Origin of the sequence: Pseudomonas sp. Z18(2022) (genome assembly GCF_036346535.1) — a bacterium.
In the GTDB taxonomy this organism is placed as follows: Bacteria; Pseudomonadota; Gammaproteobacteria; order Pseudomonadales; family Pseudomonadaceae; genus Aquipseudomonas; species Aquipseudomonas yamanorum_A.
On the sequence record NZ_JAOTOA010000004.1, the window covers coordinates 367,857 to 381,294 of the forward strand.

Consider the following 13,438-nt stretch of genomic DNA (forward strand, 5'->3'; position numbering starts at 1 on the left):
ATCAATGCTTCCGTGGAGCCAGGTAGCTGAGCCAGCGGCCTTCGGCCAACTTGAACAGGCGCACCAGGATGAAAGTCAGGCACAGGTAGAACGCGCCGGCGGTGATATAGGCTTCGAACGGCAAGTAGTACTGGGCGTTTACCGTGCGCGCGGCACCGGTGATGTCGATCAGGGTGACGATGGAGGCCAGGCTGGTGGTCTGGAGCATCATGATCACTTCGTTGCTGTATTGCGGCAGCGCCCGGCGCAGGGCCGATGGCAGCAGGATCCGGCGATACAGCTTGTAGCGCGACATGCCCATGGCCTTGGCCGCTTCGATCTCGCCATGGGGCGTGGCCTTGAGGCTGCCGGCGATGATTTCGGCGGTGTAGGCGCTGGTGTTCACCGCGAAGGCCAGGCATGCGCAGAAGGTCGCGCTGGACAGCAGTGGCCACAGGAAGCTTTCACGCACCGCTTCAAACTGGGCCAGGCCGTAGTAGATCAAGAACAGCTGCACCAGCATCGGCGTGCCGCGAATCACGTAGGTGTACAGCCAGGCCACGCCGTTGACGATCGGCTGCTTTGACACGCGCATCAGGCCCAGGGGCAAGGCTGCGAGCAAGCCGAAGAACAGCGAAATGGCCAGCAGTTTCAGGGTGGTCAGCAAGCCGCCGAGGTACAGCGGCATGGCCTCCCAGATGACGTTGTAGTCGAAGATCATAGATCAGCCGCCTTTACGCCTACCGAGTAGCGCTTCTCAAGATGACGCAGGGCCAGCAACGACACGCTGGTGATCACCAGGTACATCGCCGCCACTGCGAGGAAGAAGGTAAAAGGTTCGCGGGTAGCGTCTGCCGCCTGCTTGGCCTTGAACATCATGTCTTGCAGGCCCACCACCGAAATCAGTGCGGTGGCCTTGGTCAGTACCAGCCAGTTGTTGGTAAACCCGGGGATCGCCAGCCGAATCATCTGCGGCACCATCACCCGGAAAAACACCTGGAACGGGCTCATGCCATAAGCAAGGCCGGCTTCGGCCTGGCCCTTGGGAATGGCCATGAAGGCGCCACGGAAGGTTTCCGAGAGATAGGCGCCAAAGATGAAACCCAGGGTGCCGATGCCAGCGGCCAAGGGGTTCAAGTCAATGTAGTCGTTGTAGCCGAGCAGCGGCGCAACGCGGTTAAGCAGGTCCTGACCGCCGTAGAAAATCAGCAGGATCAGCACCAGGTCGGGGATCCCGCGGATCACCGTGGAGTACAGGTCGCCCAGCCAGGCCAACCAGCGCACCGGCGACAGGCGCAACGCGACCCCGATCAGACCCAGAACAATGGCCAAGGCCATGGACGACAAGGCGAGCTGAAGCGTCAACCATGCGCCATCGAGGATGACGGCCCCGTAGCCTTTCAACATGATTCAGGTCCTCGAAAAGGGGGATGAAAAAATGGCGCAAACTTCAGAGACCCTGTTGCTTGCGCCATTGCGGACAGACAGCTGCGACGGTTTACTTGGCTTCTGGGCCGTAAATGTCGAAGTTGAAGTACTTGTCCTGGATTGCCTTGTACTTGCCGTTGGCACGGATCGCGGCGATTGCAGCGTTGATGCGGTCCAGGTTTTCCTTGTCGCCTTTACGCACGGCGATGCCGATGCCGTCGCCGAAGTATTTGGCGTCGGTGAAGGCCGGGCCGGTGAACGCGTAGCCTTTACCGGCTGGCGTGTCGAGGAAGCCTTCCTGCAGCAGGGTGGCGTCGGCCACGGTGCCATCAAGGCGACCGGCTTCTACGTCCAGGTAGATTTCGTTCTGCGAGCTGTAAGGAACAATGGTGGCGCCTTTGGGAGCCAGCACTTCCTTGGCGAAACGGTCGTGGATCGAACCGCGTTGCACGCCGATCTTCTTGCCTTTCAGTTCATCCAGGCTGTCGCTGACCGCAGTGCCTTCCTTCAACACCAGGCGAGCCGGGGTCAGGTAGTAACGGTTGGTGAAGTCCACGGACTTCTTGCGGTCTTCAGTGATGGACATCGAGGACAGGATGGCGTCGATCTTGCGCACTTTCAGCGCCGGGATCAGGCCGTCGAATTCCTGCTCGACCCAGGTGCACTTGACCTGCATCTGCTCGCACAGGGCGTTGCCGATGTCGTAGTCAAAACCGACGATGCTGCCGTCCGGTGCCTTGGAGGCAAACGGAGGGTAAGCCGCTTCAATACCAATCTTCAGGGGCTTGCCTTCGGCGAAAGCCTGCATGGACAGCACGGACAGCGCCAGGGCGCCCAACAGCACGAGTTTCTTCATCTTGGGACTCCATCGGTATAGGGCAAAACAGCAGTATGAGCCAGAGCCCACGATGCGACTGAGTGAAACCGAATAGCGTTGCTGCGTCCTACGCCAGTTCAACATCGGCGACGACGAGCGAGTGATCGGCATTCTAACGACAGGCCGGAAGCCGATATTTCCTCAATGCGACAACAATTTACAGAAGCACCGAGAAAGCGGTTCCAGCACATTGACAGCCCCTGGATTTTATGCAGAGGCAAAAGATATTAAACCTGTTAACGCTGCAAATTGCGGGCCTATTATTCGCAAACCCTTCTAGCACGGCAAGTGTAGCGTTGGATCTAATTTTACAGGGCGTCTAAAACGCGGGTTTTCGGGGCACGGGCGTAGCACTTTGCCTCATGTTTGGGCGTGGGGTTACACATTTGCGGGGCTCGGTAACATTCAGAAACTTCCTACGATGAAAACCGATATTTATTGGTGTGCGAGTTGGAATGCGATTCACTGTGGGAGCTGGCTTGCCTGCGATAGCGGTGGGCCAGCCAACACAGTGGGGTCTGATACGCCGCCATCGCAGGCAAGCCAGCTCCCACATTAATCCGGTCTTGGCAGTGGCATTTGCCGCTCCTCACAAAAAAGCCCCACCCGGCCTACGCCGAATGGGGCTTTGCCCTACAACCCCGCCTTACGCGACGTTCATGGTCTTGTGCGTCTCGATCAACTGCGCCACCACCCCCGGGTCCGCCAGGGTGGAGATATCCCCCAACCCGTCGTACTCAGCCGTCGCAATCTTGCGCAGAATCCGGCGCATGATTTTCCCCGAACGGGTCTTCGGCAAGCCCGGCGCCCACTGGATCACATCCGGCGAAGCAATCGGCCCGATCTCTTTGCGCACCCAGTTTTTCAACTCCAGGCGCAGCGCTTCATTCGGCTCTTCGCCGTTTTTCAGCGTGACATATACATAGATGCCCTGGCCCTTGATGTCGTGAGGCACACCCACCACCGCCGCTTCCGCGACTTTCGGGTGGGCAACCATCGCGCTTTCAATTTCGGCAGTGCCCATGCGGTGGCCGGACACGTTGAGCACGTCGTCCACCCGACCGGTGATCCAGTAGTAGCCATCCTCATCACGACGCGCACCGTCACCGGTGAAATACATGCCGCGGAAGGTCTTGAAGTAGGTGTCCACAAACCGGTCATGGTCGCCATACAGCGTACGTGCCTGGCCCGGCCACGAATCGAGAATCACCAGGTTACCCTCGGCCACGCCTTCGATCAGGTTGCCCAGGTTATCCACCAGCGCCGGCACCACACCAAAGAACGGACGTGCCGCCGAACCCGGCTTGAGCGCATGGGCGCCCGGCAGAGGGCTCATCATGTTGCCGCCGGTTTCGGTCTGCCACCAGGTGTCCACGATCGGGCAACGGGATTGGCCGACGTTCTTGTAGTACCAGTCCCACGCTTCCGGGTTAATCGGCTCACCCACCGAACCCAGCAGGCGCAAGCTGCTGCCATCGGCGCCTTCGCAGGCGGCGGTGCCGGAAGCCATCATGGCGCGGATCGCGGTTGGTGCGGTGTAGAGGATGTTGACCTGGTGCTTGTCGACGATCTTCGCCACCCGGGTGATGTCCGGGTAGTTCGGCACGCCTTCGAACATCAGCGTGGTCGCGCCGTTGGCCAGCGGGCCATAGACGATATAGGTGTGGCCGGTGACCCAGCCGACGTCGGCGGTACACCAGTAGATTTCGCCCGGGCGGTAGTCGAACACGCGCTCGTGGGTCAGGGCTGCATACAACAGATAGCCGCCGGTGGTGTGCTGCACGCCCTTCGGCTTGCCGGTGGAACCCGAGGTGTAAAGGATGAACAGTGCTTCTTCGGCACCCATTTCTTTCGGCGCGCACACGGTGCCCGCCACTTTCATCAGGTCTTCGTACCAGATGTCGCGATGCTGGTTCCACTTGATGTTGCCGCCCGTGCGCTTGCACACGATGACTTTCTGGATGCTGCTGGTTTCCGGGTTGGTCAGGGCGTCGTCGACGTTGGCCTTCAGGGAAATTTTCTTGCCGGCACGAATGCCTTCGTCGGCGGTGATCACCACCTTGGATTTGCAGTCGATGATCCGACCGGCCAGGGCCTCTGGCGAGAACCCGCCAAACACCACCGAGTGAATCGCACCGATCCGGGCACAGGCCAGCATGGCGACCGCAGCTTCGGGAATCATCGGCATATAGATAGTCACCACGTCGCCGCGATGCACATCCTGGCCGCGCAGGGCGTTGGCGAACTTGCAGACTTCTTCATGCAGCTCGCGGTAGGTGATGGTGCGGCTTTCGGCCGGGTCATCGCCCTCCCAGATGATTGCCGCCTGATCGCCGCGCTCGGCGAGATGACGGTCCAGGCAGTTGTAGGAAACGTTGAGGGTGCCGTCGGCAAACCACTTGATGTCGACATGGTGATCGTCGAAGGAGGTCTGCTTCACCGTGGTGAAAGGCTTGATCCAGTCAAGGCGCTTGGCTTGCTCGCGCCAGAAACCGTCGGGGTTGACCACCGACTGCTGGTACATGGCCTTGTAGGTCGCCTCATCGGTCAGCGTGTTGGCTGCTACTTCGGGGCGAACGGGGTACAGAGAAGCCGCACTCATCTTTCTTACCTCGGTGACATAGTTGTTGTTGTATGGCCCTGTTGTAGCCGGGCCGAGCCTATAGAACCATTCGACGATGGTAGTAACAAGCCCCTACAAATTGCCCACCTATACCCTGGCGGCGCTCTGGCCCGCGGCCTGTGGCGCTTTGCAGGTTTCTGAAAAAACCTTCATTTCGCGATTGTTACAAAAACCGCCAATAGTGTTTATCAAAAGCACGGGTATATGAATATAAGCGAGGCGCCTAAAATCAACTCCGCCAACCAAGGCACCGTGATTAACCAAGTTACAGCCCCCACAAAGGCACGTTAATCCGAACTTACCAACTCTAGTTACACACGTGGCCTCACAAGGGCCCCGTGACCCCTTTCGACCGCCAAAAGGTAAATAGTCAAATGAAAGCGTTATTAGTTATGGCCCTTAGCAGCTTGTGCGCCACTGCCGCCCTGGCCGACGAAGCCCCGACTGACGTAGCCAGCCAGAGCACTCCGATTGTTGAAGACTACACCTACAGCACCCACCTGGACGTTGCCAAAGTATTGTCCATGAGTGAAGTTCCGAATGTATGCCAAGTTGTACCGGTAAAAATGGAGTATGAAGACTCACAAGGTCAGCGTCATATTCTTCAATACCAAGTGATGGGTAACGGTTGCTCTAACGGATAATAACTTCGTTAGTTTTAACTGAACCTGAACTTATTCGCCGCAAGAAATCGTTCTTGCGGCAAAGAGCCGGCCCCACCATCGCCCCGCTTCACCCCCTCGAAAAAAATCCTACCGCTCGTCCTTCCAGCCAACCCCAACAAACCCGCGCTCTGGCTCGAAAAGCAGGCTTTTTGTCTGCGATCCGTGGCCATCCGGCGCAACACAAAGCCGAATTTTTCCCTATAATGCGCGAGTAAATCGGGCCTGCAATATCCCTTTACACTGGGATGAAGAGCCAGACCTGAGGCCCCCGCTGGAGCTCGCAAGCACTGCTCCGCCCCTCAAGCCTCAAGCAGAACACCCGTAACCCTGATTCCGTTTAATGCGTGCGCTAGCTGCAACAAACGATTCCTTAAGATCCACCGCGGCCTTTGGGCCGTGTGAACACCCAACCATCCGGTTTCACACGGGCACCTTAGAGCCCTCACGCAGGAGACGACACGTCATGCTGAGCTGGGACGAGTTCGACAAAGAAGAAGACGGCGAAGTAGTTGCCAAAGGCGCCAACGCCGGCCACGCCACCGAAGCCAACATGGACCGCCTCGACGGTGCCGGCGCTGCTGCCGCCATCGAAGCCCGCGCCGTCACCGCCGCTGACTCCGCCGCCATCGTGCGCGCCAAGGCTGCACTCGACAAACTCGACGTCGCCGAAGGCCTCGCCGAGCTCGAAGGCTCCGCCGCCCGCGTCGCCGTTGACGAAAAGCGCATGATCAACTGCCGCGCCGACCTCAACCAACTCGTGCCTTTCAAGTACGACTGGGCCTGGCAGAAATACCTCGACGGCTGCGCCAACCACTGGATGCCGCAAGAGGTCAACATGACCGCCGACATCGCCCTGTGGAAAAACCCCGAAGGCCTGACCGACGACGAGCGCCGCATCGTGATGCGCAACCTCGGCTTCTTCTCCACCGCCGACTCGTTGGTCGCGAACAACCTGGTACTGGCTGTTTACCGCCTGATCACCAACCCGGAGTGCCGCCAGTACATCCTGCGCCAAGCCTTCGAAGAAGCGATCCACACCCACGCCTACCAGTACTGCATCGAATCCCTGGCCATGGATGAAGGCGAGATCTTCAACATGTACCACGAGATTCCATCGGTCGCCAAAAAGGCTGCCTGGGGCTTGAAGTACACCCGCTCGATCTCCGATCCGAAGTTCGAAACCGGTACCGTCGAGACTGACAAAGAGCTGCTGCGTAACCTGGTGGCGTACTACTGCGTACTGGAAGGCATCTTCTTCTATTGCGGCTTCACCCAGATCCTGTCCATGGGCCGTCGCAACAAAATGACCGGCGTGGCGGAACAGTTCCAGTACATCCTGCGGGATGAGTCGATGCACCTGAACTTCGGTATCGATGTGATCAACCAGATCAAAATCGAAAACCCGCATTTGTGGGATGCCGAGATGAAGGAAGAAGCGACCCAGATGATCCTGCAAGGGACTCAACTGGAGATTGAATACGCGCGGGATACCATGCCGCGTGGGGTGCTGGGGATGAATGCGGCGATGATGGAGGATTACCTCAAGTTCATCGCGAACCGTCGTCTGTCGCAGATTGGTTTGAAGGAAGAGTATCCAGGGACGACGAATCCGTTCCCGTGGATGAGCGAGATCATGGACTTGAAGAAAGAGAAGAATTTCTTTGAGACCCGTGTGATCGAGTACCAGACTGGTGGTGCGCTGAGCTGGGATTGATTCCTGAGCCAAGTGAGATTAAAAAGCCCTGACTTGTTCAGGGCTTTTTTGTGCTCGTTGATCTGAACAAGATTCTTCTTACGCGAAGATCATCCACAGAATGATTGATGCGAATTTCGATACTGATAGTCTCGTCCGCCGGTGCCTAAGAAACGCCCAACGTAGAAGCCAGCCTCACCCATACAGTCAAAAATCCGCCTGAACTCATGCGGAATTAATGCTGTATTGAGGCCACGCAAGTTGGAGTTTCTTAAATCCGCTCTCTACGTTGGGCTATCGCCCTCCCGAAAATCACGTAGAGGTCATAGCAAATGCCTAGCCAATATCTGCTCGACTTATCGGCGGCTAAGAAAGTAGCCACGCCCGAGCCTTCTATTGCCATCGTCTTCACTCGCCATAATCTTCACCTTCATGCCCTTCTTTTAGAAAACCAACCCTGGTTCTGTGCCCGCGATCTTGGGCGGCTGATGGGGCTATATCTGGATGAGCGAACCACCCGCAAGCTTGATCAGGATCAGCGGCAAAGTCTGCGATTGCTGTTCCACGGTCAACCGGAAGAAATGCTTATGATCAGCGAGTCCGGCGCGTATGCGTTGTTGGTCTATCACTACGCGCCGGAGAACAGACTGCTACGTAGCTGGCTCACTCATGAAGTTATCCCAACTTTGCGAGACGAGCGTCAGCCAAGAACAATGGAGCGGCCCTTGCTAAGCATGCTTGATTGGCCGGAGATGTCATTAAACCTGCTGCATTGGCAAGATGAAGGCTGGATACGGCTTAGGGATATGCCGTATCTGTTGGTAAACAGAACCTACCGAAGGAAGCCAGTAAGGGCGTCTTGGTGGCGGAAACTCACTCAGGCTTTCCGAATGAAGCAGCGAATGTCCTGATATAGACGATCGACAAATCCTACTTATCCGTAGGAAATTTCATAGACGTAATAATGGCCACTCAGTATCGTCCGAGGGTTTTCTACCCTCGGCAGCTGTATGGATATTACGAAAGACAAAACGGACTGGAACGACTCGGAATTGGCTGCGGCGGTCGAGGCCTATTTGAAGATGTTGGCGTGGGAAAAAAACGGCCAACCTTTCAACAAAGCACTCGAAAACCGTCTGCTACGTGAAGGCCCGGTGGTAGGCCGCGCGAAGGGCTCCATCGAGTTCCGCATGCAAAACATCTCCACTATTCTCGTGCGTATGGGCTGGGACCGTATCGAGGGCTATAAGCCTGCGAAGAACGTGGGCTCAGGCGTAGAGCAACGCATCCGCCAAGCGCTTGCGGCGCACGGTGTATTCGAATCCGAAGACGCTGCCCAAACGGCAGACGAGCAAACGCTTATCCGCCGCGCATCCAAACTGCAGCAGCAACCTTTCCATAAGTTACCGGATGGCATTGCCCAGCCGCAGAAAGTGTCGACCGTCAGCACCGCCTTCGTTCGCGACCCGAAGGTGCGCGCCTGGGTACTGAAAGAAGCCAATGGCATTTGCGAAGGCTGCGGCTCAAACGCGCCGTTCGAGGTCGATGGCCAGCCATTTCTTGAAGTACATCACGTCAAGCACCTCGCCCAGAAGGGTTCGGATCGCATCACCAATGCTGTAGCCTTGTGCCCCAATTGCCATCAGCGGTGTCACCGGTCGAGCGACCGGGATGTTTTCACCAAAGGGCTTTACTCCAAAATCAACAGATTGATACCGGAGTAAACTCTTGCTGTCAGAGCAGATGCACCTTCCAAAAAATAGTAGATAGGACCGAGACCCGCCCGTGAACCCAGACATGCTCGAATCCGGCCCCTTGGATGCCAAAGTACTTTCCGTCTTTGACTTCGACGGCACCCTGACCCACCACGACAGCTTCGTGCCGTTCCTGAAGTTCGCCTTTGGTAAAGGCGAATTCGTGCGCAGGATGGTGAAGCTGGCCGTGCCTGGCGCACAGTTTCTGTTGCGCGCCATCAGCCGTGATGAGCTCAAGGCGCAGTTGATCCGCACCTTTATGACCGGCGTGGACAAGGCGTGGGTTCAGCAGAAAGCTGAGGAATATTGCCAGGCGTATTGGAACAAGTTGATGCGCCCAACAGGGCTGCAATCGGTGGCCGATGAGCTGAAGTCCGGGGCGGTGGTGACGCTGTGTTCGGCGTCGCCGGCGTTGGTGCTGCAGCCGTTTGCGGATCGGCTTGGGATCAGGTTGATTGGCACTGAGCTGGAAGTGGTTGACGGTGTGTTGACTGGCAAGCTCACGGGGAATAATTGCCGGTGTGAGAATAAGGTGCTTCGGCTTGAGGCGGTTTATGGGGATCTGGGGGAGTATCGGCTCAGGGCCTGGGGTGATACGCGCGGGGATCGGGAGTTGTTGGCGGCGGCGCAGGATGCGCATTTTCGGCATTTTCATGCGAAGAAGAAACGAATCAAGCAACGCTGAATCGCCTGGACAACCTATCTGTGTGCCCTGGATTGACTGCCCTAGGCGGCGATCCAGTTTTCCACGATCAAGCCATTCACTCGCTTGAACTCACCTTCGTTGTTAGTCACCAGGACCAATCCTGAGCTTCTGGCGTGGCCCGCAATGTGCAGGTCATTTACGCCGATTGGAGTGCCCTTCTTTTCGAGATCGGAACGGATCGAGCCGTAGTGAAAAGCGGCCTTGTCATCGTAGTGAATGACGTCAAGCCGGGAGATGAAGTCTTCCACCGCTCGAGTATTTTTCTCAACAAAATGGCTCTTTTCGGCACCGTGCATCAATTCTGCGAGGGTGATCGAAGAGATCACCATACGACCTACATTCGCATTGAATTTTTCCAGTATTTCCATAGGCCGACGCTTGATGATGTAGATCACGATGTTCGTATCAAGCATGTACTTAATCATCAAAGGACTCTCGCTCTTGCTGGGTTTGGTCGGCGCGCTCCTCCATAAAGTCATCAGATACCGATTCGCTTGCAAGGAAAAAGCTGTCCCAAGTGTTTTCAACCGGCGAAATAATCAGTTCGCGCCCCACGGCACGCACCTCTACGGTTTTCACCCCAGCGGGAAAACGCATGTCAGCAGGGATACGGATATTTTGTGTACGGTTATTGGTGAAGATCGTTCCAGTAGACATAAGGAACACCTCTCAAGGCAGGGGAAGACAGGTAAGAATGATAGTTTGCAGGTGCTCTATTGCATAGCTCTATAGCAGCTACCCGACGAGCGTAGCCGAACAGGCAGCTGTTGGTGGCGGCGCAGGATGCGCATTTTCGGCATTTTCATTCGAAGAAGAAGTTGGGCAAGTTGCAGCGGTGATGCGGGTGGGTGGTGTCTGCAGGTAGACCGAGGTGATCCCATCGCAGCCTCGCTGGGGCTCGACAGCTCCCACAGGTGATCTTTGTACATCCTTAGGGTTGGTGGGAGTTCGTTAGATTGGCGCTTTGAGATCCACACCCAGTGCCGTTGCGAAGGCTTTTACCAGTGGGCTGCGCGGGGTGTTGTGCTTGAGGATGACGTTGAACGGCGTGCTCAGGTGGATCTGTTCCGGGCATAACACGCGCAGGCGCCCTTCCTTCACCAGCGGCGTGGCGTAGTGGTCGGGGAGGAAGCCCAGGAAGCGGCCGGTGAGGATGAGGATGGCCACGGCTTCAACTTGTGAGGCCGAGGCGGACTGGCTGTCGTAGCTGACGAAGTTGGCTTTGTCGCTGTGGATCGCGTACCGATGGTTGACCACTTCATGCTGGCGCAACACATCTGCATTGATGTCACTCGCTTCAAACAGCGGATGCCCGACGGCGCAGTACGCGTGGGACTTTTCTTCGTACAGCGGAAAATAATCGAATTCTTCCCGGCGCTGGTACACCGGCACGATGCCGACAATCAGCCGCCCCTCCACCACGCCCCGTTCAACTTCGTCCAGTTGCGAGGCATGTAGACGCAATCTTATCTTTGGCGATTCTGTATGTAATTTTCCCAGCGCTTTAATCAACGGCGAATTAACGTCCGATACGGTGTTATCAATAACGCCCACACTAAGGTCGCCGATCAGTTCATTCTGTGCCGAACTAAGCTTGTCTCTGAAACTGTCCACCGAGGCAAATAATTCGATGGACGCTTGATAGACTAATTTGCCCTCTTCGGTCAGGCCAAACCCTTCCCGGCCTCGCGTACACAGGCGCATGCCGATGCGAATTTCCAGGTCGGAAATCTGTTTGCTGATCGCCGCCAGGCCCACATTCAGCTCGTTCTGCGCCGCGCTGAAGCCGCCCGCTTCGACCACAGCCTTGAACACCCGCAACAATTTGAAGTCCAGGCCGCTGAGTTGCAGCGGAGGTCTTGTGCCGGGTTTTGGCGGTATGTTTCCAGAATTGGAAAGTGGGGTTTCCATAATACGTGTTGACCTCAAGTGCCATATTCAACAGGCTTTGACCTACTCCATGAACATCGCCGGGCGGCAATAATGAACATACTTAACCGCCCTTGGCAACCTTGAATATAGCGGGTTGAACAGCTTTTACCGGCTGATTTAACGCCCTGAGAACCTGACACTTCGATCAGGACTTTTTGTTTTGTTACTGCCCTCCGAATCCATAAGGCCAAGCTACATCCATCGGGCTTGTCACTTCTAAAAACAAGCGTGAGGAACACCATGTCTCAGCCCACCGATCGCCTCTGGGGTGCTCGTTTCAAGTCCGGCCCGTCTGCTGCTTTGGCGGCGCTGTCGCGTTGCCCTGAGCGCTATTTTCGTCTGACGCCCTACGACCTAGCCGGCTCTCGAGCCCATGCTCGTGAGTTGCAGCGTGCCGGGTTGCTGGATGAGTCGGAAACCTTGCGCACCCTGGAAGCGCTGGACCGAATTGGTGAGGACTTTGCCGCTGGCCGCCTGCACCCGACGCTGGATGACGAGGATGTGCACACCTTCATCGAGCGGGTGTTGACCGAGCGTTTGGGCGCCCTGGGCGGCAAGTTGCGCGCCGGGCGTTCGCGTAACGACCAGACGGCCAACGATCTGCGCCTGTTCCTGCGGGACCACGCGCGCACCATCACCACCGAGGTGCTGGGTTTGCAGCAGGCGCTGGTGGACCAGGCCGAGCAGCATATCGAGAGTATTTGCCCGGGCTTCACCCACTTGCAGCAAGCGCAACCGATCGTGTTCGCCCATCACTTGCTGGCCCATGCGCAATCGATGCTGCGGGATGTGCAGCGCCTGGTGGATTGGGATGCGCGTACGGCGTTGTCGCCGTTGGGTGCAGCAGCAATGGCAGGTTCGGCGATTGCTCGCCAGCCAGAGCATTCGGCCAAGGAGATGGGTTACACCGGGCCGTGCGAAAACTCTATCGACGCTGTAGCCAGTCGTGACCATGTGGCGGAGTTTCTGTTTGTGGCGGGCATGCTCGGGGTGAATATTTCGCGGCTGTCGGAGGAGTTTTGCCTGTGGTCGTCGCGCCAGTTTCGCTGGGTGCAGTTGGACGATGCCTACGCCACCGGTAGCTCGATCATGCCGCAGAAGAAGAACCCGGACATTGCCGAACTGGCGCGGGGTAAAGCGGGACGTTTGATTGGCAACCTGACCGGTTTGATGTCGACGCTCAAGTCCTTGCCGCTCTCGTACAACCGCGATTTGAGTGAAGACAAGCACAGCGTGTTGGACAGCGTGGATACGTTGCTGCTGGTGCTGCCTGCGATGGCCGGGATGGTCGCGACGATGAAGGTACAGGTGGAAGAGCTGCGGCGCCAGGCGCCGATGGGATTCACCCTGGCGACTGAGGTGGCGGATTGGCTGGCTACCCGTGGTGTGCCGTTCAAGGAGGCCCATGAGATTACCGGCGCCTTGGTGCAGGCCTGTGAGAAGCATGAGATTGAATTGTGGGAAGCCTCGCCGGCGCTGTTGGCGGAGGTGGATACCCGCCTGACACCTGAGGTGCGTGAGTGCCTGACCCTGGAAGCGGCGATTGCGGCGCGCAGTGGTTGGGGTGGGACGGCACCGGAGCGGGTGAGGGAGCAGATTGGGCGGTTGAAGGTGGCTCTGGCAGGCCAGCAGCAATGGGCAGAGAGTCACACCGGCTTTCGAATTTAGCGCCCACCTTGTAGGAGCCCGGCTTGCCGGCGATGGCGTTCTTGAGAGCGCAATCGCCGGCAAGCCGGGCTCCTACAAGGATGTTGGTATCCAGTTAGATCGTTGTTTTGGAG

Annotated in this window: 13 protein-coding genes; 6 read left to right on the forward strand and 7 right to left on the reverse strand. The window is 57.2% G+C overall.

The annotated features are described in order from the left end of the window. Position 1: 1 nt before the first annotated feature. The 4 genes from V3W39_RS12565 to acs form a co-directional block, all read right to left on the reverse strand. Positions 2-700, reverse strand: coding sequence for an ABC transporter permease (locus V3W39_RS12565; RefSeq protein WP_010165618.1), 699 nt, complete (start codon positions 698-700; stop codon positions 2-4). Further along, entirely contained in the window at positions 697-1,386 is a 690-nt protein-coding gene (locus tag V3W39_RS12570) for an ABC transporter permease (protein ID WP_003214341.1), read from the reverse strand. The genes V3W39_RS12565 and V3W39_RS12570 overlap by 4 nt, the downstream gene beginning before the upstream one ends. A gap of 91 nt (positions 1,387-1,477) precedes the next feature. Continuing rightward, positions 1,478-2,263, reverse strand: coding sequence for an ABC transporter substrate-binding protein (locus V3W39_RS12575; protein ID WP_017475899.1), 786 nt, complete (start codon positions 2,261-2,263; stop codon positions 1,478-1,480). Positions 2,264-2,930: 667 nt separating this feature from the next. Next, positions 2,931-4,886, reverse strand: coding sequence for an acetate--CoA ligase (gene acs, locus V3W39_RS12580; RefSeq protein WP_177042898.1), 1,956 nt, complete (start codon positions 4,884-4,886; stop codon positions 2,931-2,933). A gap of 395 nt (positions 4,887-5,281) precedes the next feature. Here acs and V3W39_RS12585 point away from each other — a divergent pair, with 395 nt between their 5' ends. The 5 genes from V3W39_RS12585 to V3W39_RS12605 all read left to right on the forward strand — a co-directional run bounded on the left by V3W39_RS12585 (position 5,282) and on the right by V3W39_RS12605 (position 9,704). Next, entirely contained in the window at positions 5,282-5,551 is a 270-nt protein-coding gene (locus tag V3W39_RS12585; protein ID WP_177042897.1) for a DUF2790 domain-containing protein, read from the forward strand. Positions 5,552-6,035: 484 nt separating this feature from the next. After that, positions 6,036-7,286, forward strand: a complete 1,251-nt coding sequence (locus tag V3W39_RS12590) for a ribonucleotide-diphosphate reductase subunit beta (protein WP_023659243.1) — start codon at positions 6,036-6,038, stop codon at positions 7,284-7,286. A gap of 311 nt (positions 7,287-7,597) precedes the next feature. Next, positions 7,598-8,176, forward strand: a complete 579-nt coding sequence (locus tag V3W39_RS12595) for a BRO-N domain-containing protein (protein WP_330212701.1) — start codon at positions 7,598-7,600, stop codon at positions 8,174-8,176. Positions 8,177-8,275: 99 nt separating this feature from the next. After that, positions 8,276-8,989: an HNH endonuclease gene (locus V3W39_RS12600; protein ID WP_177121622.1), complete on the forward strand. Its 714-nt coding sequence runs from the start codon at positions 8,276-8,278 to the stop codon at positions 8,987-8,989. A 73-nt stretch (positions 8,990-9,062) separates the two neighbouring features. Then, on the forward strand, positions 9,063-9,704 hold the full coding sequence (locus V3W39_RS12605; protein WP_330212702.1) for an HAD-IB family hydrolase: 642 nt from the start codon (positions 9,063-9,065) through the stop codon (positions 9,702-9,704). 41 nt (positions 9,705-9,745) lie between these two features. On the opposite strand, the gene vapC is transcribed toward V3W39_RS12605, so the two are convergent. The 3 genes from vapC to V3W39_RS12620 form a co-directional block, all read right to left on the reverse strand. Further along, complete coding sequence (gene vapC / locus V3W39_RS12610) at positions 9,746-10,150, reverse strand: type II toxin-antitoxin system tRNA(fMet)-specific endonuclease VapC (protein ID WP_330212703.1); 405 nt, start codon at positions 10,148-10,150, stop codon at positions 9,746-9,748. Further along, on the reverse strand, positions 10,143-10,382 hold the full coding sequence (gene vapB, locus V3W39_RS12615) for a type II toxin-antitoxin system VapB family antitoxin (protein WP_008432930.1): 240 nt from the start codon (positions 10,380-10,382) through the stop codon (positions 10,143-10,145). Before vapB ends, vapC begins: the two co-directional genes overlap by 8 nt. A gap of 294 nt (positions 10,383-10,676) precedes the next feature. Next, positions 10,677-11,636, reverse strand: coding sequence for a LysR family transcriptional regulator (locus V3W39_RS12620; RefSeq protein WP_177042893.1), 960 nt, complete (start codon positions 11,634-11,636; stop codon positions 10,677-10,679). Between the two features lie 261 nt (positions 11,637-11,897). Between V3W39_RS12620 and argH the strand changes: the two genes are divergently transcribed. Beyond that, positions 11,898-13,325 carry an argininosuccinate lyase gene (argH, locus tag V3W39_RS12625; protein WP_330212704.1) on the forward strand — a complete coding sequence of 476 codons (1,428 nt, stop codon included), beginning with the start codon at positions 11,898-11,900 and terminating at the stop codon, positions 13,323-13,325. Positions 13,326-13,438: the final 113 nt, after the last annotated feature.